Annotated in this window: 23 protein-coding genes; 13 read left to right on the top strand and 10 right to left on the bottom strand. The window is 68.6% G+C overall.

Going from position 1 to position 19,602, the window contains the following annotated elements:
- Nucleotides 1-20 precede the first annotated feature (20 nt).
- Nucleotides 21-1,535 (bottom strand): dihydrolipoyl dehydrogenase family protein, encoded by a 1,515-nt coding sequence (locus BHD05_RS01355; RefSeq protein WP_161884835.1) that lies wholly within the window; start codon nucleotides 1,533-1,535, stop codon nucleotides 21-23.
- A 111-nt stretch (nucleotides 1,536-1,646) separates the two neighbouring features.
- On the opposite strand from BHD05_RS01355, the gene BHD05_RS01360 reads away from it, so the two are divergent.
- From BHD05_RS01360 to BHD05_RS01370, 3 genes are read left to right on the top strand one after another with little or no spacing between them, the layout of a single operon-like run.
- Nucleotides 1,647-2,627 carry an ATP-binding cassette domain-containing protein gene (locus tag BHD05_RS01360; RefSeq protein ID WP_161884836.1) on the top strand — a complete coding sequence of 327 codons (981 nt, stop codon included), beginning with the start codon at nucleotides 1,647-1,649 and terminating at the stop codon, nucleotides 2,625-2,627.
- The gene (locus BHD05_RS01365; RefSeq protein ID WP_161884837.1) at nucleotides 2,624-3,469 is read left to right on the top strand and encodes an ABC transporter permease; all 846 of its coding nucleotides are present in this window, start codon (nucleotides 2,624-2,626) and stop codon (nucleotides 3,467-3,469) included. The genes BHD05_RS01360 and BHD05_RS01365 overlap by 4 nt, the downstream gene beginning before the upstream one ends.
- Nucleotides 3,470-3,519: 50 nt before the next feature.
- Nucleotides 3,520-3,918 (top strand): SRPBCC family protein, encoded by a 399-nt coding sequence (locus BHD05_RS01370; RefSeq protein WP_161884838.1) that lies wholly within the window; start codon nucleotides 3,520-3,522, stop codon nucleotides 3,916-3,918.
- A gap of 21 nt (nucleotides 3,919-3,939) precedes the next feature.
- Here BHD05_RS01370 and BHD05_RS01375 read toward each other — a convergent pair whose 3' ends face one another.
- Nucleotides 3,940-4,449 (bottom strand): DUF3817 domain-containing protein, encoded by a 510-nt coding sequence (locus BHD05_RS01375; RefSeq protein ID WP_161884839.1) that lies wholly within the window; start codon nucleotides 4,447-4,449, stop codon nucleotides 3,940-3,942.
- A 40-nt stretch (nucleotides 4,450-4,489) separates the two neighbouring features.
- On the opposite strand from BHD05_RS01375, the gene BHD05_RS01380 reads away from it, so the two are divergent.
- Entirely contained in the window at nucleotides 4,490-4,921 is a 432-nt protein-coding gene (locus BHD05_RS01380; RefSeq protein ID WP_161884840.1) for a nitroreductase/quinone reductase family protein, read from the top strand.
- A 117-nt stretch (nucleotides 4,922-5,038) separates the two neighbouring features.
- Nucleotides 5,039-5,764 (top strand): flavodoxin family protein, encoded by a 726-nt coding sequence (locus BHD05_RS01385; RefSeq protein ID WP_202614258.1) that lies wholly within the window; start codon nucleotides 5,039-5,041, stop codon nucleotides 5,762-5,764.
- Nucleotides 5,765-5,784: 20 nt separating this feature from the next.
- Here the strand turns inward: BHD05_RS01385 and BHD05_RS01390 are convergent, their stop codons facing one another.
- Nucleotides 5,785-6,141 (bottom strand): sulfur reduction protein DsrE, encoded by a 357-nt coding sequence (locus BHD05_RS01390; RefSeq protein WP_161884842.1) that lies wholly within the window; start codon nucleotides 6,139-6,141, stop codon nucleotides 5,785-5,787.
- A gap of 73 nt (nucleotides 6,142-6,214) precedes the next feature.
- Between BHD05_RS01390 and BHD05_RS01395 the strand changes: the two genes are divergently transcribed.
- From BHD05_RS01395 to BHD05_RS01425, 7 genes are all read left to right on the top strand, one after another.
- Nucleotides 6,215-6,766 (top strand): TetR/AcrR family transcriptional regulator, encoded by a 552-nt coding sequence (locus tag BHD05_RS01395; RefSeq protein WP_161884843.1) that lies wholly within the window; start codon nucleotides 6,215-6,217, stop codon nucleotides 6,764-6,766.
- Between the two features lie 104 nt (nucleotides 6,767-6,870).
- Entirely contained in the window at nucleotides 6,871-7,332 is a 462-nt protein-coding gene (locus tag BHD05_RS01400; RefSeq protein WP_236966603.1) for a hypothetical protein, read from the top strand.
- Between the two features lie 82 nt (nucleotides 7,333-7,414).
- A complete protein-coding gene (locus BHD05_RS01405) occupies nucleotides 7,415-8,113 on the top strand; it encodes a Crp/Fnr family transcriptional regulator (RefSeq protein ID WP_161884844.1) in 699 nt (232 codons plus the stop codon).
- An 11-nt stretch (nucleotides 8,114-8,124) separates the two neighbouring features.
- Nucleotides 8,125-8,445, top strand: coding sequence for a thioredoxin family protein (locus tag BHD05_RS01410; protein ID WP_161884845.1), 321 nt, complete (start codon nucleotides 8,125-8,127; stop codon nucleotides 8,443-8,445).
- Nucleotides 8,442-9,740: a bifunctional alpha/beta hydrolase/OsmC family protein gene (locus BHD05_RS01415; RefSeq protein ID WP_161884846.1), complete on the top strand. Its 1,299-nt coding sequence runs from the start codon at nucleotides 8,442-8,444 to the stop codon at nucleotides 9,738-9,740. The genes BHD05_RS01410 and BHD05_RS01415 overlap by 4 nt, the downstream gene beginning before the upstream one ends.
- On the top strand, nucleotides 9,737-11,557 hold the full coding sequence (locus tag BHD05_RS01420; protein WP_161884847.1) for a glycoside hydrolase family 15 protein: 1,821 nt from the start codon (nucleotides 9,737-9,739) through the stop codon (nucleotides 11,555-11,557). Before BHD05_RS01415 ends, BHD05_RS01420 begins: the two co-directional genes overlap by 4 nt.
- Nucleotides 11,558-11,615: 58 nt before the next feature.
- A complete protein-coding gene (locus BHD05_RS01425) occupies nucleotides 11,616-12,551 on the top strand; it encodes a hypothetical protein (protein ID WP_161884848.1) in 936 nt (311 codons plus the stop codon).
- A gap of 26 nt (nucleotides 12,552-12,577) precedes the next feature.
- Here BHD05_RS01425 and BHD05_RS01430 read toward each other — a convergent pair whose 3' ends face one another.
- The 3 genes from BHD05_RS01430 to ddaH form a co-directional block, all read right to left on the bottom strand.
- Entirely contained in the window at nucleotides 12,578-13,783 is a 1,206-nt protein-coding gene (locus BHD05_RS01430; RefSeq protein WP_161884849.1) for a kynureninase, read from the bottom strand.
- A gap of 73 nt (nucleotides 13,784-13,856) precedes the next feature.
- Nucleotides 13,857-15,083: an ornithine--oxo-acid transaminase gene (gene rocD / locus BHD05_RS01435; RefSeq protein ID WP_161884850.1), complete on the bottom strand. Its 1,227-nt coding sequence runs from the start codon at nucleotides 15,081-15,083 to the stop codon at nucleotides 13,857-13,859.
- Nucleotides 15,080-15,853, bottom strand: a complete 774-nt coding sequence (gene ddaH, locus BHD05_RS01440; protein WP_236966717.1) for a dimethylargininase — start codon at nucleotides 15,851-15,853, stop codon at nucleotides 15,080-15,082. Before ddaH ends, rocD begins: the two co-directional genes overlap by 4 nt.
- Before the next feature lie 213 nt (nucleotides 15,854-16,066).
- Here ddaH and BHD05_RS01445 point away from each other — a divergent pair, with 213 nt between their 5' ends.
- Nucleotides 16,067-16,504, top strand: coding sequence for an Lrp/AsnC family transcriptional regulator (locus tag BHD05_RS01445; RefSeq protein ID WP_161884852.1), 438 nt, complete (start codon nucleotides 16,067-16,069; stop codon nucleotides 16,502-16,504).
- 6 nt (nucleotides 16,505-16,510) lie between these two features.
- On the opposite strand, the gene BHD05_RS01450 is transcribed toward BHD05_RS01445, so the two are convergent.
- Genes BHD05_RS01450 through BHD05_RS01460 form a run of 4 tightly spaced genes read right to left on the bottom strand, consistent with a single transcriptional unit; the run spans nucleotide 16,511 to nucleotide 19,539 of the window.
- Nucleotides 16,511-17,350 carry an ABC transporter permease gene (locus BHD05_RS01450; protein WP_236966604.1) on the bottom strand — a complete coding sequence of 280 codons (840 nt, stop codon included), beginning with the start codon at nucleotides 17,348-17,350 and terminating at the stop codon, nucleotides 16,511-16,513.
- Entirely contained in the window at nucleotides 17,340-18,371 is a 1,032-nt protein-coding gene (locus BHD05_RS01455; RefSeq protein ID WP_202614259.1) for an ABC transporter ATP-binding protein, read from the bottom strand. The genes BHD05_RS01450 and BHD05_RS01455 overlap by 11 nt, the downstream gene beginning before the upstream one ends.
- A complete protein-coding gene (locus BHD05_RS15830; RefSeq protein WP_236966605.1) occupies nucleotides 18,368-18,772 on the bottom strand; it encodes a hypothetical protein in 405 nt (134 codons plus the stop codon). Before BHD05_RS15830 ends, BHD05_RS01455 begins: the two co-directional genes overlap by 4 nt.
- Nucleotides 18,754-19,539, bottom strand: a complete 786-nt coding sequence (locus tag BHD05_RS01460; protein ID WP_236966606.1) for a hypothetical protein — start codon at nucleotides 19,537-19,539, stop codon at nucleotides 18,754-18,756. Before BHD05_RS01460 ends, BHD05_RS15830 begins: the two co-directional genes overlap by 19 nt.
- Nucleotides 19,540-19,602 lie beyond the last annotated feature (63 nt).

The raw sequence follows: 19,602 nt of genomic DNA on the forward strand, positions 1-19,602 counted from the left end.
TCGCGGGCTTGGGTTGGTCGCTATCCCCTGAGCAGGGGCGCGGCAGCGGCGTGCGCAGGGGGGTGCGCGGCAGCGGGTTGCGCAGCAGCGGGTTGCGCAGCAGCCGGGTGCGCGGCGGTAGGGGCGGTGGGCGCGTCCACAGCCGCCGGGTGCAGGAGCCCGCGCGCCGCCATGCCAATCACGGCGCTGTAGGTCGGGTACGCGAACTTGACGTTCGCGAGGGTAGCCACGTCGATGCCTGCCGCCATCGCGGTCGTCACCGACTGAATGACCTCAACGGCGTTCTCTCCGACGGCGTGTGCGCCGAGGATGAGCTCGCGCCGCCGGTCGGTGATGAGCTTGAGGAAGCCCCGCTCCCGGTCGTCGATGACGGCGCGATCCAGCGCGGCGTACGGCACCATCGAGACGACGCACTGCGCATCGCGTTCGCGCGCCTGCTCCTCGGTGAGTCCGACGCCCGCGTAGTCGGGGTCGGTGAATCCGCCGGCCGGCAGCAGGTGGTGCGGAGTGCGGCGGTTGGCACCGAGCACCGCGTTCTCTGCCGCCGCCTCACCCTCGAACTGGGCCGCCTGCACGAGCATGTCCTTGCCGTTCGCGTCGCCAACACCGAAGATGTGCGAGACCGAGCTGCGAAAGTACCCGTCGACAGGGATGGCCGAGCGCACGACCTCGATGCCGGCGTTCTCGAGGCCGAGGTCGCTGACATCCGCTGGCCATCCTGTCGCCATCACGATGGCATCGAAGCTCGACGACCGCGGGCTGGCGTCCTTGCGCCAGAGCAGTGTGATGGAGCCGTCGGATGCCCGCACGAGAGCCTCGATCGTGTCGATTCCGGTGTGCACGCTGACGCCCTGCTCGGTGAAGGCCGTCGCGACACCCTCGGAGATCGAGGCGTCGGAGGCGACGAGGATGCGCGGTGCGACGTCGAGCAGCGTGACCTCGCTGCCGAACGAGCTGAACACCGTGACGAGCTGCGCGCCGGTATTGCCTGCGCCGATGACGGCGACGCGACGGGGCAGTTCCGGCAGGTCGAGGATGTGCTCCGGAACGATGGCGAGCTCGGCGCCGAGAACGGGTAGTCGGCGGGAGTGCCCGCCGACGCAGACGAGGATCGAGTCGGCGCTGATGCGGCGGCCGCTGTCGAGCACCAGCGTGTGCGGGTCGGCGAACCTGGCACGACCCTCGAGGATGAGCTCGATCCCCGCCTCGGCGAACCGCTCCGCCTCGCGCTTGATCGACCGCACGCGGTCGACTGTCTGGCGAACGCGGGCGACGGTGGCGTTCCAGTCGAGCTCGAGTGCCTCGCCCCCGATGCCCCAGTCGCTCGCGGTGCGCATCTCGCGCATGATTCGCGCCGTCTTGGCGAGCACCCGGGTGGGCACACAGCCCGTGTTGACGCAGGTGCCGCCGGTGCGGTCGGCCTCCGCGACGGCGACCCGGGCACCGAGCTCGGCGGCGCGGAGTGCCGCTGCCGTTCCGGCGGGCCCTGCGCCGATGACGATCACGTCGAACTGGTCGGAACTGGCGGTGGTCATGGCGCATCCTTCTGGCGTAATGGGGGTCGTGTGAATTGTGCCAGTACCCGCTGGGAATAACGCCGATTCAGGGGCTGTAGCGATGTCACCGGCATCCGCTATCGTCTTCGCATGGCTTTCATCGAGGCGCGCGACCTGGTCAAGTCCTACACCCCGAAGGGGGCGCCGATCGTGCACGCCCTCGACGGGCTGAGCCTGTCGGTGCCGCAGGGAACGGTGACGGCGTTGCTCGGCCCCAACGGGGCGGGCAAGACCACCGCGGTGAAGGTGCTCACGACCCTGATCCGCGCCGACTCCGGCGCCGCGTCCATCGACGGCATCGACGTCGGAGAACGCGGTGACGAGGTGCGGCGCATGATCGGCGTCTCCGGCCAGTATGCCGCCGTCGACGAGAACCTCACCGGCTTCGAGAACCTCGACATGGTCGGCCGGCTCTACCACCTCGGCGCGAAGGAGTCTCGGCGCCGGGCGAGAGAGCTCATCGACGTGTTCGACCTCACCGAGGCGATGAACCGTCCGGTGAAGGGATTCTCGGGCGGGATGCGCCGGCGGATCGACCTCGCCGGCGCGCTCGTCATCAATCCCCGGGTGCTCTTCCTCGACGAGCCGACAACCGGACTCGACCCGCGCAGCCGGCTCGGACTCTGGGACATCATCACGAAGCTCGTGAGCGAGGGCACCACGGTGCTGTTGACCACCCAGTACCTCGAGGAGGCCGACCGGCTCGCCGACGACATCGCGGTGATCGACCACGGCAAGGTCATCGCTCAGGGCACCTCCGACGAGCTGAAGTCATCGATCGGCGGTCAGCGGGTCGCCCTGAGCCTCGTGACCGAAAATGACAGCGATGCCGCCGTCGAGATCCTCCGCACAGTCGGCTCGAGCGCCCCCGAGGTCTCCAGCGACCGGCGCTCGGTGGCGGTGACGGTCGCGAACGGCCCTGCCGCGCTGCGCGCCGTGCTCGCGCAGACCGAGGAGAAAAACATCCGGCTGCATGACGCCGGAATGCAGCGCCCCACCCTCGACGACGTGTTCCTGCAGCTGACGGGGCACGCCGCCACCCTGAACGACGAACAGGACAAGGCATCATGACGACAACAGCACGTGTGAAGGCGCCCACCGCGCCTTCCGCCTCCGGAGCGGCATCCTGGTTCTCCGACGGCTGGATCACCACGCGGCGCAACCTGATCAAGATCAAGCGCGTTCCCGACATCCTCGTGTTCACGACGCTGCAGCCGATCATGTTCGTGCTGCTGTTCAGCTATGTCTACGCGGGCAGCATCGACATCCCCGGCAGCAACTACAAAGAGTTCATCATGGCCGGCATCTTCGCCCAGACGGTCGTCTTCGGGTCGACCTACTCGGGCTCGGCGATGGCGCAAGACCTGAAAGAAGGCATCATCGACCGGTTCCGCACCCTGCCGATGAGCCCGTCCGCGGTTCTGGTCGGCCGCACCAACGGCGACCTGCTGATTAACGCCATTTCGATGGTCGTGATGATGGCGACCGGGTTCATCGTCGGATGGCGGGTGCGCTCGAGCTTCGTCGAGGCCCTTGCCGCGGTCGTGCTGCTGCTGCTGTTCGCCTACGCCCTGTCGTGGGTCATGGCGTTCCTCGGCATGATCGTGCGCAGCCCCGAGGTCATCAACAATGTGTCGTTCCTCGTGTTGTTCCCACTCACTTTCATCTCAAACGCCTTCGTGCCGAGCGAGAACCTGCCCACTCCGTTGCGCATCTTCGCGGAGTACAACCCGGTCTCCGCCCTCGTGCAGTCGGCACGGGAGCTGTTCGGCAACATCCCGCCCGGCGCCCCTGTCGGCGACTCGTGGATGCAGCAGAACCCGATCCCGACGGTGCTCATCGGCATCGTCGTGGTGCTCGCGGTATTCGTGCCGCTGTCAATCCGCAAGTTCTCGCAGATCAGCTCCCGCTGAGCGACACTGGAGTCAGCGACCGAGCGGCACAAAGACCGGAAGGAGTCGGGATGGTCCTCGAAACACGGCACATCATCGTCTGGATCGATTGCCCCGCATTCGACGTGTACCAATTCGCCTCCAATCCGGAGAACCTCCCGACGTGGGCGTCCGGGCTCGGCCAGACCGTCGAGAACGTCGACGGCTCGTGGATGGTCGACTCTCCGATGGGGCGCGTGGAGGTCTCGTTCGTCGGATCGAACGCGCTGGGAGTGCTCGACCATCGGGTGACCCTCCCGTCGGGCGAAAGCTTCTGCAATCCGATGCGCGTGCTTGCCGACGACGAAGGGTCCGAGGTGGTCTTCACGCTGCGGCGGCGCAGCGGGCAGAGCTACAAGGAGTTCTGCGCCGATGTCGGGATGGTCGAGGCCGACCTCGCGCGGCTCAAGCTCACGCTCGAGTCTGCGTGACGCCTGGGCCAGCGCCCGGATTCAGCGTCCAGGAGGCCCCAGCGCGAGCAGCGTCGCGAAGATCGCGACGAGCGCGACTGCCAGCCCGGCGGCGAGCAACAGCGGATGGCGCAGCACCCCGCGCAGCATCCGGTCCACCGCGGTACCGTCGCGGGGGTCGTCGGATGGCGCGGTGCGCCACGCCCCCTCGAGGAGGTTTCTGCGCTCGAGCCAACGGTCGAACGGCACGGTCGCGTAGGGGACGACGGCGGTGAGCAGCGCACCGGCGATCAGCCCCACCCTCCACCGCTGGTTGAGGCCGACGAGCACGGCCGTCATGCCGTAGGCGAGAAACACGAACCCGTGCAGGAAGCCGCCTACCCGAACGCCGACATCGCCCGCGTCGAGCACGTATTTGAGGATCATCCCGGTGATGAGCAGTGTCCACGTCACGGCCTCCGCGATCGCGACCGTGCGGTACAGGCGACGTGGCGAGAGCCGGGGCTGGGCAGCGACGGCGGTCGGATCGGTGGTCGGATCGGATTCGGGCATGCTCCATTATCCTTTGAGGCTCCCGCCGTAGACTCGAACCGTGCCCAAAGACTCCACCCTCAGAGCGATGAACACCGTGCACCGCATGCTGCTGAAGCTCAGCGGCGGACGGGTTGGCTGGCACGCCATGGGGATGCCCGTGATCGAGCTCACGACGACCGGCCGCAAGAGCGGACAACCGCGCACGGCCATGCTCACCGCGCCACTCGTCGAGGGCGACACCTACGTGATCGTCGCCTCCCGCGGTGGCGACGACACGCATCCGGCCTGGTTCCTCAACCTGCGCGACGAGCCGCGGGTCAGCGTCGTCATCAAGGGCGGCGCTCCCGAAACACGTCTCGCCCGGGTCGCGTCGACCGATGAGCGCGCCCGAATGTGGCCGCTCATCACGAGCCGGTACCGAAATTACGCCGGCTACCAGCAGCGCACCGAGCGGGAGATCCCGCTCGTGTTGCTCGAGCCGCTTCCCTAGCCTCACCTCCCGCGCCGTGTGTCCCGGATCACGGTCGACGGGCATTCGGCACGTCTATGCTGTCGGCACGCGCGGTCTGCTGGTGCGGGCTCGCGATCCCCGATGAAGGAGAAGTCCATGCCTGACGAGAGCCCCGACACCTATAGCGACCTCCACGCGGTCTTCATTAACTGCACCCTGAAGAAGAGCCCGGAACTGAGCCACACCCAGGGCCTCATGGACAAGAGCGGCGCCCTGATGCGGGCCCAGGGTGTGACAGTCGACAACATACGCTTCATCGACCACGACATCGCCACCGGAATCTACCCCGACATGCGGGAGCACGGCTGGTCCACCGACGCGTGGCTGGACGAGGTGTGGCCCATCGTCGTCGCCGCCGACATCCTGGTCATCGGCGGGCCGATCTGGCTCGGCGACAACTCGTCGATCACCCGCAAGCTCATCGAGCGCCTCTACGCGATGAGCGGGATGTTCAACGAGAAGGGCCAGTACTCGTTCTACGGCAAGGCGGCGGGCGCGCTCATCACCGGCAACGAGGACGGCGTGAAGCATTGCGCCATGTCGATCCTGTACAGCCTGCAGCACATCGGCTACACGATTCCGCCGGCTGCCGATGCCGGCTGGATCGGCGCGGTCGGCCCTGGTCCGAGCTATCTCGATCCCGGATCCGGTGGTCCCGAGAGCGACTTCACCAATCGAAACACCACGTTCATGACCTGGAACCTTCTCCACGTCGCGCGGATGCTGAAGGACGCCGGCGGCATCCCCGCCTACGGCAACATCCAAAAGGCGTGGAGCGACGGAGAGCGCTTCGGTTTCGACGCCAACCCGGAATACCGCTAACGGGGTTAAGGCGTTTCGCCCTAGAAGTTGAGAATCTGGTAGCCGTCGACGACGAGGTTGCGGATGCTGGCTTCGCCCTTGTTATCCGTGAGCAGCGGCCATCCGCCGGTCGCGATGGGGTCGGAGACCTGATGCGAGGTGACGCAGAATCCGCAGGCGCCCAGGATGTTGTCCTGCAGCGCGACGGCCAGCGGATTCATCTTGTGGCTGGGATCGGAGATTGCGGCGAGGGACTCGACGCCCGACCCGTCGAAGACCACGACGACGTTGTCGCCGGCCTGCTTGAACTCGAGGGCGGTCTTGAGACCGCGGTAGACGCGTGAGGCGTCGGAGCCGATGGGCTCGTAGATGACGACGGCGATTTTGGAATCAGACATAAACGTGAACTCTCCTAGGTAGACCGATCTGGTCAATCACAACTATACCGATCGGTCTGGTAAAGTCAATTTTATGGATTCCCCAGCCACGCCCGCGCCGAGCGCCCGGGAGCGGCTGCTCGCGTCGGCGAGTCGGCTGTTCCACGAGCGCGGCATCAACGCAACGGGAATCGACCTCGTGGTCCGCGAAGCGGGCGTCGCGAAGGCAAGCCTGTACAACAACTTCGCCAGCAAAGAAGCGCTGGTCGTGGCGTACCTCGAGCACGAACTGGACGGCTGGATCGTGGGCGCCCGCGCGCAGGACGATCCGCTTTCGCCGAGCACGGAGCGAGTGGCAGCGCTGTTCGAGGCACTCGCGCGCTCGGTAGAGTCACACACGTTTCACGGGTGCCCGTTCACCAATGCGGTCATAGAGCTGCCCGACTGCCCTCCCGTACGCGCGGTCGCCGATCGGTATCGGGACGTGGTTCGTGCCCATCTGGCCCACATCGGCCGGCAGGATGCCGACTCGACCGCCGCCGCCCGCCTCCTGCTGCTGTACGACGCGGCCATCACCGCGGCGAAGGTGGCGCGCGACGCCGGCCTGGTTCGCGAAGCGAGCACCATGGCCCAGGAGATCGTCTAGCCGTCTCACGGTGAGCTTGTGTGTGCCAGGTCGCAGAACACCGGGGCAGCCGATCCGTATCTTTCTGGCAGTAGCAACAATTTCACTGACGAAAGGCGACTCCAATGTCTGAATCCAACACCGTTACACGACAGCCCGGCGTCCTCACCGCGCCGCTCGGCACACGCGCTCTCGCGGGAGTGCTCGGCGGCCTGGCCGGCGGCATCGTCTTCGGGATGATGATGGCCATGATGGGCCTGCTTCCGATGCTCGCCTCGATGGTCGGGTCCAGCTCGGCCTTCGTCGGCTTCGCGCTGCACCTGATGATCTCGGTCGCGATCGGACTGGGGCTGACGCTTCTGTTCGGCAACTGGCTGCTCACCGGGTACGGGCGCGGTGCCCTCGTCGGACTGGGGTACGGCGCCATCTGGTGGGTGCTGGGGCCGCTGCTCATGATGCCCCTGATGCTCGGGATGCCGCTGTTCACGCTCGACACGACGGCGCTGCTTTCCCTGATGGGGCACCTGATCTACGGGGCTATTCTGGGTCTGACCGCCGTTCGCGTCATGCAGGGCCGACATGAATGAAAGTTGCATAGACGACCTGGGCGCCACCCCAACCGGGGATCGGCGGCCCTGGTCACCGAATTCGCGAGAGGCCAACCCGTTCATGTCACCACCCGCGGAGCCGTTCAGCTGCCTCACCGAGGTTGACCTGTTCGCCGACCTGAGTGCCGCAGAGATCGCGGCTATGGATGTGATGGCTCCGGCCCGGTTCTTCCGCGCCGGAGAGCTCGTCTTCTCACAGAGCCAGCCGGTCACCGCCCTGTTCATCCTCAAGTCGGGGCGGGTGCGGGTCTTCCGTGTCACCGAAGACGGCAAGGCGCTCACCATGGCGATTTTGGAGCCGGGCGCCGTCTTCGGGGAGATGCTTCTGGTGGGCCAGAGGATGTACGACAACTACGCCGAGGCCATCGAAGACGCGAGGATCTGCCAGCTCAACGTCTCGGAGGTCGAGCGCTTTCTCCTGTCCGACCCCCGTATCGCGATTCGTATCTCGCGGCTTCTCGGAGAACAGGTCGTGCGGCTCGAGGAACGGCTGACCGACCTCGCGCTGCGGCCCCTGGCCGCGAGGGTGGCAAGCACGCTCCTCAAGCTGGCCGAGGCCGCTCCCGCTGCCCGGTTCGGCAGTGGCGCGGTCATCCGGCTTACCCACGAACAACTCGCAGGCCTTCTCGGCGCGACCCGGGAGTCGACCAGCAAGATTATGGCCGACTTCGCCACGCGTAACCTGATTCGTCAGGGCCGCGGGCGCGTCATCATCCACGACGCGAACGCCCTGCGCACCATCTCCCGGCGAACAACGTGAAAGGAACTTCCGTGAGGGTTGAGATTCTCCACATCGGCGACTGCCCGAACTGGGAGGAAGCCGGCCGGCGCGTGCGTACCGCACTCGGGGAGGCCGGCGTTCAGGGTGCGGAACTTGACTTCCGGCTGCTCGCCTCACCGGAGGATGCCGCTCAGGTGGCCTTTTCCGGCTCGCCCACCATCCTGATCGACGGGGTCGACGCGTTTCCCGGCGGAGCACGCACGACCGACCTCGCCTGCCGGGTCTACTACACCGAGAACGGTCTGGCCGGGCTCCCCACAACCGAGCAACTCCGTCTCGCGGTCACCGCCGCCGGGACCAGGCCGGCATGACCGGCCGGAGCGAGCAACTGGAATTTCCGGGGTCGCACGGGGCACTCCTGGCGGCCCGCCTCGACCTCCCGGATGGCCCGCCGCGCGCCTACGCGCTATTCGCACACTGCTTCACCTGCAGCAAGGACGGCCTTGCCTCCGCCCGGATTTCTCGGGCACTGACCGAATTCGGAATCGCGGTGTTGCGGTTCGACTTCACCGGGCTGGGCAAGTCCGGCGGCGAATTCGCGAATACGAATTTCAGCTCCAACATCGAGGATCTCGAATTCGCCGCCGCCTTCCTGCGCGAGAGGTACGCGGCCCCGTCGATCCTGATCGGGCACTCGCTGGGCGGCGCCGCCGTGCTGGCCGTCACCCATCGGATACCCGAGGTCACTGCTGTCGTCACGATCGGGGCTCCGGCCGATCCGGACCATCTCGCGCATCTGCTGCGCGAGAGCAGGGCCGAGATCGAGGAGAGCGGCGAAGCCGAGGTTGTCCTTGCCGGACGCACCTTCCGCGTACGCCAACAGTTTCTCGCCGACATCGCCGCGCAGCCACAGGCCGAACGCATCCGCGACCTGGGCGCGGCTCTGCTGGTGATGCACTCCCCCGCCGACGCCATCGTCGCCGTCGACAACGCGCGTCGCATCTACGAGGCGGCGCGGCATCCGAAGTCCTTCGTCGCCCTCGACGGGGCGGACCATCTTCTGACCAGCCCCGCCGACGCGGCGTACGCGGCCGCAATCCTCGCGACCTGGGCCGGGCGCTATGCCCTCGGCCCGCCCGCCGGGGCGGCCGCGCCTGCCCCTCCCGTGCCGATCACTCTTCCCGATCCCGCGGAGGGACTCGTGGTCGTGTCGGAGCGCGGTTCAGGGGCGTACGCGCAGGAGATCATGATCGGCCGACACCGCCTGACCGCCGACGAGCCGCTGCCCATCGGCACCGATACCGGCCCCTCTCCTTATGACCTCGTGCTGGCCGGCTTGGGCGCGTGCACCTCGATGACGATGCGGCTTTACGCGGCACGCAAGAAATGGCCGCTGGAGAAGGTCACAGTGTCGCTTCGACACTCGCGAATCCACGCCAAGGACTGCGCGGACTGCGAGACGACGACGGGCCAGGTCGACCGCATCGAGCGGGTCATCCATTTCGAGGGCGACCTCGACGCCGACCAGATCGAGCGCCTGAGCGGGATCGCAGACAAGTGCCCGGTGCACCGCACGCTGCGCTCGGAGACGGTCATCCACACGACAATCCTCGGCGCGGCCGATCCGGAGTCCACCGGTGACGTCGACCGTGGGGTACCCGCGTGAGCTCTCTACCGATCGCCGACCACGCGATGCTGTCCGACCGGCATTCCGCCGCCCTCGTGACGCGCGCCGGCTCGGTGGTCTGGCTCTGCTTCCCCCGGTTTGACAGCGAGTCCGTCTTCGCCTCCCTGCTGGATGACGACGCCGGCCACTGGGCCATCGGGCCGACCGCAACGGCGACCTCGACGCGGGAGTACGTGGAGGAGTCGATGGCACTGCGCACGACCTTCCACACCGCCGACGGCACCCTCGAACTGCTCGACGCTCTCGATCTGGGGGACTCCTCCGACCCGCACCGCTTGGGCGAGAACGCCTCGCACACCCTGCTTCGCAGCGTGCGCTGCACGGAAGGGAGGGTCACCGTCGAGACGACGTACCGGCCACGCCCCGAATACGGGCTGGTCGTACCGGTGTTCAGCGAGATCGAGTCCGGGTTTGTGGCGGCCGGCGGCCCGGGCCGGCTCACCCTGACGATGCCGATGCCCGCCGCCGCCGCCAATGGGGAAATCCGTGGACGCTTCACACTCGAGGCGGGCCAGAGCCGTAACTTCGCCCTGCAGCGCACCCGACTCGGAGACCCGCTGCCCGGGGCGCTCACCCAGGGCGAGATCGAGGCCGCGCTGGACACCACGGTGGCGGCCTGGCAACACTGGTCGGAGCTCCACCAGACCTATGACGGTCCGTGGCAGGACCTCGTCCGCCACTCGGGGCGGGTGCTTCACTCGCTGATCTACCAGCCCACCGGCGCGATCGTCGCCGCCGCCACGACCTCCCTGCCCGAGGAGATCGGCGGCGAGCGCAACTGGGACTACCGGTACTCCTGGGTGCGTGACGCGAGCTTCACGATGCAGGCACTGTGGGTCGCCGCGTGCCCCGACGAGGCTCACGAATTCTTCGGCTTCATGACGGCCGCCGCCGCGCACTCCCGGCCCGAGCGTCACCTGCAGATCATGTTCGGGATCGGCGGCGAGCACGACCTCTCCGAGCGCATCCTTCCCCAGCTGTCCGGATGGCGCGGGAGCGCGCCGGTGCGGGTCGGGAACGGAGCGTGGGCGCAACCGCAACTCGACGTCTACGGCGAACTGCTCGACGCCGCCTTCCAGCTCCGACACCAGCTGGGCGACATGGAGCCCGCGACCCGCGAGTTTCTGGCTGCCCTCGCCGACGCTGCCGCGAGCCACTGGGAGCAGCCGGACAACGGCATCTGGGAGGTCCGCGGCGAGCCCCGGCACTTTCTCTACTCGAAGCTCATGTGCTGGGTCGCGCTCGATCGCGCGGTGCGGATGGCCGACCAACTGCACGCCGCCCATCGAGTCGACGAGTGGTCCGCGACAGCGGCCACGATCCGGACCGCCATTCTCGACCAGGGGTGGAACGCGCAGATCGGGGCATTCACGCAATCGTTCGGCTCGCCCGAGCTCGACGCTGCGGCGCTCATGGTGCCCATCGTAGGGTTCCTCCCCGCGTCCGATCCGCGCGTGGCGTCAACAGTGGACGCGATCATCCACGGACTCTCCGATGCGCGGGGGCTCGTCTACCGCTACAAGCCCGAGTCGGGTGTTGACGGGGTCACCGGAAGCGAGGGAACATTCCTCCTCTGCACCTTCTGGCTGGCGCACGTCTTGGCGGATGGGGGACGACTGGCCGAAGCCCGTGCGGTGTTCGAGAACGCGGTGAGCCACGTCAACGACGTCGGCCTGCTCGCCGAGGAGATCGACTCGGCCACCGGCGAGCAGCTCGGCAACTTCCCGCAGGCCTTCAGCCACGTCGGGCTCGTGAATGCGGCCTGGTCGATTCAGCAGGCGGAACGCTCGGACTGACCCGCGCGGGGCGCGGGGCGGGAACGAGGCGGGAACGAGCCCCCTGTACGCTCGCACCATGGCGACAGGCAGAGCGGCCGGGGAGCGGGTCGAGCGGGCGCGCGCCGTCTCCGCGCTGATCGGCACGGACGCCGCAGCGCACGGCGCCTTTGACCGGGCCTACGCCGGCCGTGGCGAGGCGCTCGACGCCCTGTCCGCCCTGATTCGGGGGGAGGCCGCCGACCCCGAGCGGAACGCGACCCTCGACCGGCACCGCCGCTCGGCGTTCGCGCGTCCGGCCGGTCCCGCCGCCGAGGCGGCCGCCACGGCCGCACTCGTGGCCTTGAGGCGAGAGGTGGAGTGGTCGGACGCCGATTCGGCCGCGCTCGACCGGGCGATCGCGGTCGTCCTCGAGCGGGATGCCGAGCGCCGGGGTACGGAGAGAGCCGCCACTGATCGGGCGGCCGCCGCGCCCGCCGCCGCATCCGAGTCCGCGGCGCCGCAGCCCCGGAGGTGGGTGCGCCCGGTGCTGGCCTCACTGATCATCGTCGCCGCCATCGCCGTCGGCGTCGGCGTCGGCGTCGGCGTCGGCGGCACGACACTCCTCGCGGGCGCACTGCCCGGGCCCGGGGCCGTCGACGCCAGCCCGAGCCCGATCACCTACTTCCGGGACCCAGCCGCGCGCGACACCGAGACGATCGGCGACACCGAGGCCGCCGACCGGTGGTTCCGGAGCGAGCAGACGACCGAGGATGCCTATCCGGTGCCGTTCGACGGGATCGACCCCGGATCGACGAGACTGGTGCACACGGGAACCGACGGCTGGCGGGCCTGGGTCGGGCGCAGCGAAAACTCGGAGTACTGCCTGCTGGCGTACTCGGATTCGGATGGGTCGGGTGCCTCGTCCTGTATCGTCGCAGAGGGCTTCGCCCAGACCGGTGCGTCGATGAGCGCCGGCGGCATCACCCTCACGTGGACCGGGGCGGATCTGACCGTGGAGACCAGCAGGCGCTGAACGGCCAAGGCACCGGTGTGGGCGCCTCAGTCGCCCGGGTGGCGGATCGCCCAGATGCCGAGCTCGACCTCGGCGAAGCTGGTCGACAGCGGCGAGAGCCCGATGCGGATGCCATTCGGCTCCCGATAGTCGGGGATGACGCCCTGTGCCCACAGCTTCGGCACGACCTCGTCGAAACCGTCCTGGTCGAGGGTGATGTGCGATCCGCGCCGGGCCGGGTCCTTTGGCGAGGCCAGCCGCGCGTCGGGGAGCAGCTCGGCGGCGAGCTGCACGGCGTAGCGGGTAAGCGCAACGGACTTGGCGCGGATGGCGTCGATGCCGACCTCCTCGATGAGGGCGATCATGTCCTGCATCGCGAGCATGCCGATGATCGGCGGCGTGCCGCTCGTGAATCCGCCGATGCCGTCGGCCGGTGTGTAGCCCTGACCCATCTCGAACGGGGTTCGCGAGCCGATCCAGCCCTGGATCGGCTGACGCAGCTCGCCCTGCAGCTCGGAACGCACGTAGGCGAAGGCGGGCGCGCCCGGTCCGCCGTTGAGGTACTTGTAGCTGCACCCGGTGGCGAGGTCGACCCCCCACGCGTCGAGCTGCGTCGGGACGACGCCGACCGAGTGGCTGAGGTCCCAGACGACCAGGGCGCCGGCGGCGTGGATCAGCTCTGTGAGAGCGGGAACCTCGGCGAGGTAGCCGGAGCGGTAGGCGACGTGACTCAGCACGACGACCGCGGTCTTGTCGCTGAGCTTCTTGCTGAGACGTTTCGCCGTGACGCCCGCGTCGGACTCCGGCTCGGATTCGCCGCCGATCCAGGTGACCGTGAGGCCGCGCTCGGCCGCGATGCCCTCGACCACGTAGCGGTCGGTCGGGAAGTTCTCGCGGTCGATGATGATCTCGGTGCGGTCCGGTCGGGCGTCGACCGCGGCGCGGACGAGCTTGTAGACCAGCACTGTTGTGGAATCGCCGATAACGACCTGACCGGGCGCCGCGCCGAGCGCGACGCGTCCGAGATCATCGCCGATTCGGGCGGGGAGCTCGAGCCAGCCCTCGCCCCAGCCGCGGATGAGGCGCGAGCCCCACTGCTCGGTCATGAACTGCTGCACGCGCTCGATGCTCGCCGTGAGCGGCCGGCCGAGCGAGTTGCCATCGAGGTAGGACACGACGGCCGAGTCTCGAAGAAAGAGTCCGCTGTAGCGCGCGAGGGGGTCAGCGGAATCGAGCGATCCTGAGGAGTTCATTCGCCCAGCCTATGCGAGCACCCCCAACGCTCACACAGGAGGGCCGGAACAGGCTCCCGGCCCTCCCCGTGCGTCAGCCGCGCAGTTCGAGCAGCACGGCCTCGAGCTGGTCGACCGCGAAGTCGAGGTCGTGCGGCTCCACCACAATCGGCGGGGCCAGGCGGATGGTCGAACCGTGGGTGTCCTTCACGAGGACGCCCCGCTCGAGCAGCCGCTCGCAGACCTCACGACCGGTGGCGAGCGCCGGGTCGATGTCGATGCCGGCCCACAGCCCGGAGGCGCGGACGGCGACAACACCGTGTCCGATCAGGCGCCGCAGCCCCGCCTCGAGGCGGGCTCCCAGCATCCGTGCCCGCTCCTGGTACTCGCCCGTCGCCAGCAGGCCGACGACGGCGGTGCCGACGGCAGCGGCGAGCGGATTGCCCCCGAAGGTCGACCCGTGCTCGCCCGCGCTCAGCACGCCGAGCACATCGCGGTTGCCGACGACCGCCGACACCGGCACGATACCGCCGCCGAGGGCCTTGCCGAGCAGGTAGAGGTCGGGCACGACGCCCACGTTGTCGCACTCGAAGGTGGATCCCGTGCGGCCGAGGCCGGACTGGATCTCGTCCGCGATGAACAGCACTCCCCGGCGCGTCGTGATCTCGCGCACGCGCGGCAGGTAGTCGGCGGGCGGGATGATGATGCCAGCCTCGCCCTGGATCGGTTCGACGAGCACGGCGACCGTATTCTCGTCGATCGCCGCCTCGATCGCCTCGGCGTCGCCGTAGGGAACGCTGATGAAGCCCGGGGTGAACGGGCCGAAGTCGTTCGTCGCGACCGCATCGCCCGAGAAACTGATGATCGTGGTGGTGCGGCCGTGGAAGTTGCCGTCCGCCACGATGATGTTCGCCTTGTCCTGCGCAACGCCCTTCACCCGGTAGCCCCACGCGCGGGCGACCTTGATGCCGGACTCGACCGCCTCTGCGCCGGTATTCATCGGGATGATCATGTCCTTGCCGGCGAGCTCGGCCAGCGCGGCGGCGAACATACCGAGCTGATCGTTGTGGAACGCGCGGCTCGTCAGGGTGATCCGGTCGAGCTGGGCCTTCGCCGCGGCGACGAGCACCGGGTGCGAGTGGCCGAAGTTCACGGCGGAGTACGCGGCGAGGCAGTCGAGGTACCGGCGCCCGGTGACATCGGTCACCCAGGCGCCCTCGCCGCTCTCGACGACGACGTCGAGCGGATGGTAGGTGTGCGCGAGGTGCTCGTCCTCGAGCCGGACCAGGTCCGCTCCGGTCGGATGCGTCGTGGCTGTCATCGTCGGAGTTCCAGGGTGCAGCACTTGACCCCGCCGCCGCCGAGCAGCAGCTCGGAAAGGTCGACGCCGATGGGGTTATAGCCGCGCTCGCGCAGCTGGCGTTCGAAATCGGTCGCCCGAGAGGCGATCACGACGTTGTACCCGTCGCTGAAGGAATTGAGCCCGAGCACGGACGCGTCCTCCTCGTTGACGAGCACGGCATCCGGGAACCGCCCGCGCAGGATCGTGAGGCCCTCCTCGTCAAAGGCGCTCGGCAGGTAGGCGATGTTGTCGTCGTCGAGCACGGCGATCGCCGTGTCGAGGTGGTAGAAGCTCGGGTTCACGAGGTTGAGGGTGACGACCTCGCGACCGTAGATGCTCGCGAGCTCCTCGTGGCTGTTCGAGGCGCTGCGGAAGCCTGTGCCGGCGAGGATGACGCCGCCGACGAGCAGGAAGTCGCCCTCGCCCTCGTTGACGTTCTCAGGAACGCGCACGTCGAAGTCGTTGGCACCGAACCAGTCCATGTACGCGGGCCCCTCTGGCTGGCGCTCCGGATAGGTGAAGCTCGCCCCGTAGGCGATGTTGTCGATGACGAAGCCGCCGTTGGCCGCGTAAACCATGTCGGGCAGGCCGTCGATCGGGTCGATCAGGTGCACATCGAAACCGAGGCCAACGTAGGTGTCGTAGAGCGACTGCCACTGCCTCACGGCGAGCGCGGTGTCGGTCGGCAGCGCCGGGTCCATCCACGGGTTGATCCGGTAGACAACCGTGAAGAACTCTGGCTTGCACATGAGCACGGTGCGCTTGGTTGCGATGCGGGCGGGGGTTGCGGGGGCGACGTCTGTCGCGGGGCTTATGGCCGACACGGAAGGCTCCTTCGTGAGTCTGGATGTGCGGGGATCGCTCCAGTCTTGCACGCACACATCCGATTTTTTCGGCAGAAGAGCGCACAAAATCACCGTCATGCTCGTGTTGTGCACAAGTATTCCGCGTAGAGTCTCCTAATGGACAGCCTCGACCACGGTATCATCGACCTTCTCCGCCAGAATGCCCGCGCCGGCTACGGCGACATCGGTGAGGTCATCGGCCTCTCCGCCTCCGCCGTCAAGCGCCGCGTCGACCGTCTCGTGGCCGACCGGGTCATCCGCGGCTTCACGATCCAGGTCGATCCGGCGGTCGACGGGCTCGCCACCGAGGCCTACGTCGAGCTGTTCTGCCGCGGCACGGTCGCCCCCGATGAGCTGCGCCGCATCCTGTCGGGGGTGCCGGAGGTCGTGGATGCCGGAACCGTCACCGGCTCGGCCGATGCGATCGTGCACATGCGCTCGCGAGACATCCCCTCGCTCGAACTGGCGCTCGAGAAGGTTCGGATCGCGCCGAACGTCGATCACACGCGCAGCGCGATCGTGCTCTCCCGGCTGATCCACCGGCAGCACGACTGACCGGCATCAGGACAGGATGTCCTTCGTCAGGAACCGGCCGTAAGCGAACGCCCCGAACACGACGATGTACCCCGCTTGGAGCAGGGCGTTGTCGCCGAACGACGCCCAGGAGACGGGATCGCGCAGCAGGTCGACGAATCCGAGCCAGTAGTGGCTGAACAGCCAGGGGTGCAGCCACTCCAGTTGTGGCAGCGCCCCGACGATCTGGGCGGCGACGGCGAGCGAGATGGTGGCCGCCATCGCGCCGACCGGCACATCCGTGATGGTGGAGATGAACAGGCCGATAGCGGAGAGCCCGAGCAGCGAGATCGTCACGTAGCCGGCGATGGCCAGAAACCTCACGAGAGCCTCGCCGACGCCGATCGTCGTGCCCGACAGCAGGGTGACGGGACCGACCGGGAAGAGCAGCGCGCCGATGACGGTTCCCGCGACGACGACCGTCAGTGTCGCTGCGAGGCAGAATGCCGCCGCGCCGATGTACTTCACGACGAGCAGCCGCACCCGCCCGGAGGGGGCAATCAACAGGTAGCGGAGGGTGCCGTGGCTGGCCTCGCCGGCGATCGTGTCGCCCGCGACGACCCCGATCGTGAGTGGGAGGAAGAGCGGGATCGCGACGATGAGCGCCGTCACTCCGACGAACAGTCCATTCTGGCTGACCTGGTCGAGGAAGGCGGGGCCGCGGCCGCGGCTGGGCGACGAGGACAACCGGATGGCGACGGCGATCAGGATCGGGATGGCGGCGAGCGCGAACAGCAGCGCCCACGTGCGTCGGCGGCGGAACAGCACCCACAGTTCGGAGCGCAGCAGCGCCACGCCCGACTCCCGGTGCGGCGCGTCACTGGGCAATGTCGAACCCCTCGCCGGTCAGCGCGACGAACCGCTCCTCGAGGCTGGCCCGCTGCACGGAGAAGCCGCGCACCCTGACGCCCTCGGCGACGAGCGCCGCGACGATGGCCTCGGGGACCGGCGGCTCGCCCGGCCGCTCGCCCGGGGCGGCCGAGGGGGCGGCCGGGGCGGCGCCCGCCACAGCATCCGCGCGGCCCGGGAGCGACGCGGCGACAAGGTAGTCGGCGTCCGGCTCGGGGGTGGCCCTCGACTCGAGGCCGAGCCGCGAGAGAACGCGCATCGCCGACTCCCCGTCGGGGGTGAGCAGACGGATGTGCGCTTGCCCGACCCGACGGAGGTCGTCGAGGGTGCCCTGCGCGACGAGTCCGCCGACGCTCATCACGGCCGCGTGGGTGCACATCTGCTCGATCTCCGCCAGCAGGTGGCTCGAGACGAACACGGTCGTGCCGCCGTCGGTGAGGGTGCGGATGAGGTGGCGCACCTCGCGCGTGCCCTGCGGGTCGAGCCCGTTCGTCGGCTCGTCGAGCACGAGAAGTTCGCGCGGAACCAGCAGGGCATTCGCGATGCCGAGGCGCTGCTTCATGCCGAGCGAGTAAGCCCCCACCTTCTTGCCTGCCGCGTGGCTGAGCCCAACCCGCTCGAGGGCCGTGTCGACCCGCGCGCGACGGGTGGCCGACGGCGCGCCCCGGTCGGCGCTGTCGAGGCGGCGCAGGTTCGCCGAGCCCGACAGGAACGGGTAGAAGCCCGGTCCCTCGACGAGCGCGCCGACCCGGGGCAGCACCTCCGGCAGGTGCCGCGGCACCTCACCTCCCAGAACGCGCACCTCGCCGCTCGAGGGGGCGACCAGGCCGAGCATCATGCGGATGCTCGTGGTCTTGCCTGAGCCGTTGGGCCCGAGGAATCCGAACACCGAGCCACGCGGGACGGCGAGATCGACCGAGTTGACGGCCGTCTGGCTGCCGAAGCGCTTGGTCAGCCCGCTCGTCTCGATCGCGAGGTCACAGTCGCCGGTGGTGGTCACCGACCGTTGGCCGCATCCAGCAATTGCTCGGGCGACACCGCCCCCACGAACGCGCGTCCGTCGTCGGTCAGGAACACATTCAGGAGAGCCGTGCTCAGGAGTCGTCCGCCGCCCATCGGCTCGGTCGCCGCGGAGTAGAGCGGCGACTCGACGAGGTCAGCGGGCAGGTAGGACGCCGGCAGTTCCACGATCGAGCTCCATCCCTCGCCCGACACCGCGTAGTCGCTGGCCTCCATCATGCCGTGGCCGGTGCCCCGGTCGGGCTTCGGCCCTGCGGGCGCGGTGTATTCGGGCACGGTGTACTCGGGCACGGTGTATTCGGTGACGGTGGCGCCGGGCGGCGGCGCGAACGCGAACCGGTCGGCGTCGGGGCTCTCAAGCGTCAGATCGGTGAATGCCACCCGAAACGCTGGGGCGTCCTGCCCACGCGCGAGGATCTCGAATGCCAGCGGGAGGCCCGTCTCGGAGTCGACCGCGATTGACACGGAGCCAACGAGGGTCTGCGCGTCCCGCGGGGTGAGCACGAGCTCGTACGGGGGCGTCCAGCGACGGTCGCGTCGGTGCCGACGGTGACGACGGTGGTGGGGTCCAGTTCGGCGAGCACGCGATCGGCGAGCTCCCCCGGCGTCGGCACCCCACCGGCATCCGGCACCGCCCTCTCGGCGTAGTCGGCATAGTCGGCGTAGTCGGCGGGCAGCACGAGGTGCGTCGCGGTGCGGTCGCTCGAGTCGTAAAGCCAGACCTCGTTGCCGTTGCGCACGATGTTGCGCTCGGCGAGCTGGTCGAAGACCTGCACCCGGGCGAGATCGGGCCCGTCGACGAACACGCGCGCGGTGTGCGATCCCGTCAGGAGTTCGAGGGCGGAGGCGATGTTCGGCTCGTTTCCGGATGCGCCGGGTCCGGATGCGCCGGGTCCGGATGCGCCGGGTCCGGAGACGCCCGACAGGTCGGGGAGGCCGAGGTCGGATTTCTGCTCGACGGTGCCGGAAAAGGCGTCCACCTCTGAGGTGGCAACGAGCTCGAGGAGCTCGTCCGGAGCAATGTCGGGAAGGTCGGCGGCGGCCGTGGCGCCGAGAGGTGCGATGACTGCTCCCGCGACGATGACGGCGGGGACGATCACGGCGGGCAGCCACCGTGAGAGCCTCGCGGGCCCGGGCGTTCGACTCATGGAAGTGACCTCGTCACAAACGAATTCATTCCATCAGGCTACGCCCGGGCCACAGGCAGGAAC

Origin of the sequence: Marisediminicola antarctica (assembly GCF_009930795.1) — a bacterium.
In the GTDB taxonomy this organism is placed as follows: domain Bacteria; phylum Actinomycetota; class Actinomycetes; order Actinomycetales; family Microbacteriaceae; genus Marisediminicola; species Marisediminicola antarctica.

Coding starts and splice junctions, on each gene's coding strand:
- BHD05_RS01405 (WP_161884844.1), top strand. CDS start 7,415: ATGTCACCACCCGCGGAGCCGTTCAGCTGCCTCACCGAGGTTGACCTG.
- BHD05_RS01430 (WP_161884849.1), bottom strand. CDS start 13,783: ATGAACTCCTCAGGATCGCTCGATTCCGCTGACCCCCTCGCGCGCTAC.
- BHD05_RS01395 (WP_161884843.1), top strand. CDS start 6,215: ATGGATTCCCCAGCCACGCCCGCGCCGAGCGCCCGGGAGCGGCTGCTC.
- BHD05_RS01390 (WP_161884842.1), bottom strand. CDS start 6,141: ATGTCTGATTCCAAAATCGCCGTCGTCATCTACGAGCCCATCGGCTCC.
- BHD05_RS01360 (WP_161884836.1), top strand. CDS start 1,647: ATGGCTTTCATCGAGGCGCGCGACCTGGTCAAGTCCTACACCCCGAAG.
- BHD05_RS01425 (WP_161884848.1), top strand. CDS start 11,616: ATGGCGACAGGCAGAGCGGCCGGGGAGCGGGTCGAGCGGGCGCGCGCC.
- BHD05_RS01365 (WP_161884837.1), top strand. CDS start 2,624: ATGACGACAACAGCACGTGTGAAGGCGCCCACCGCGCCTTCCGCCTCC.
- BHD05_RS01400 (WP_236966603.1), top strand. CDS start 6,871: ATGTCTGAATCCAACACCGTTACACGACAGCCCGGCGTCCTCACCGCG.
- rocD (WP_161884850.1), bottom strand. CDS start 15,083: ATGACAGCCACGACGCATCCGACCGGAGCGGACCTGGTCCGGCTCGAG.
- BHD05_RS01370 (WP_161884838.1), top strand. CDS start 3,520: ATGGTCCTCGAAACACGGCACATCATCGTCTGGATCGATTGCCCCGCA.
- BHD05_RS01445 (WP_161884852.1), top strand. CDS start 16,067: ATGGACAGCCTCGACCACGGTATCATCGACCTTCTCCGCCAGAATGCC.
- BHD05_RS01415 (WP_161884846.1), top strand. CDS start 8,442: ATGACCGGCCGGAGCGAGCAACTGGAATTTCCGGGGTCGCACGGGGCA.
- BHD05_RS01460 (WP_236966606.1), bottom strand. CDS start 19,539: ATGAGTCGAACGCCCGGGCCCGCGAGGCTCTCACGGTGGCTGCCCGCC.
- BHD05_RS01375 (WP_161884839.1), bottom strand. CDS start 4,449: ATGCCCGAATCCGATCCGACCACCGATCCGACCGCCGTCGCTGCCCAG.
- BHD05_RS01355 (WP_161884835.1), bottom strand. CDS start 1,535: ATGACCACCGCCAGTTCCGACCAGTTCGACGTGATCGTCATCGGCGCA.
- ddaH (WP_236966717.1), bottom strand. CDS start 15,853: ATGTGCAAGCCAGAGTTCTTCACGGTTGTCTACCGGATCAACCCGTGG.
- BHD05_RS01385 (WP_202614258.1), top strand. CDS start 5,039: ATGCCTGACGAGAGCCCCGACACCTATAGCGACCTCCACGCGGTCTTC.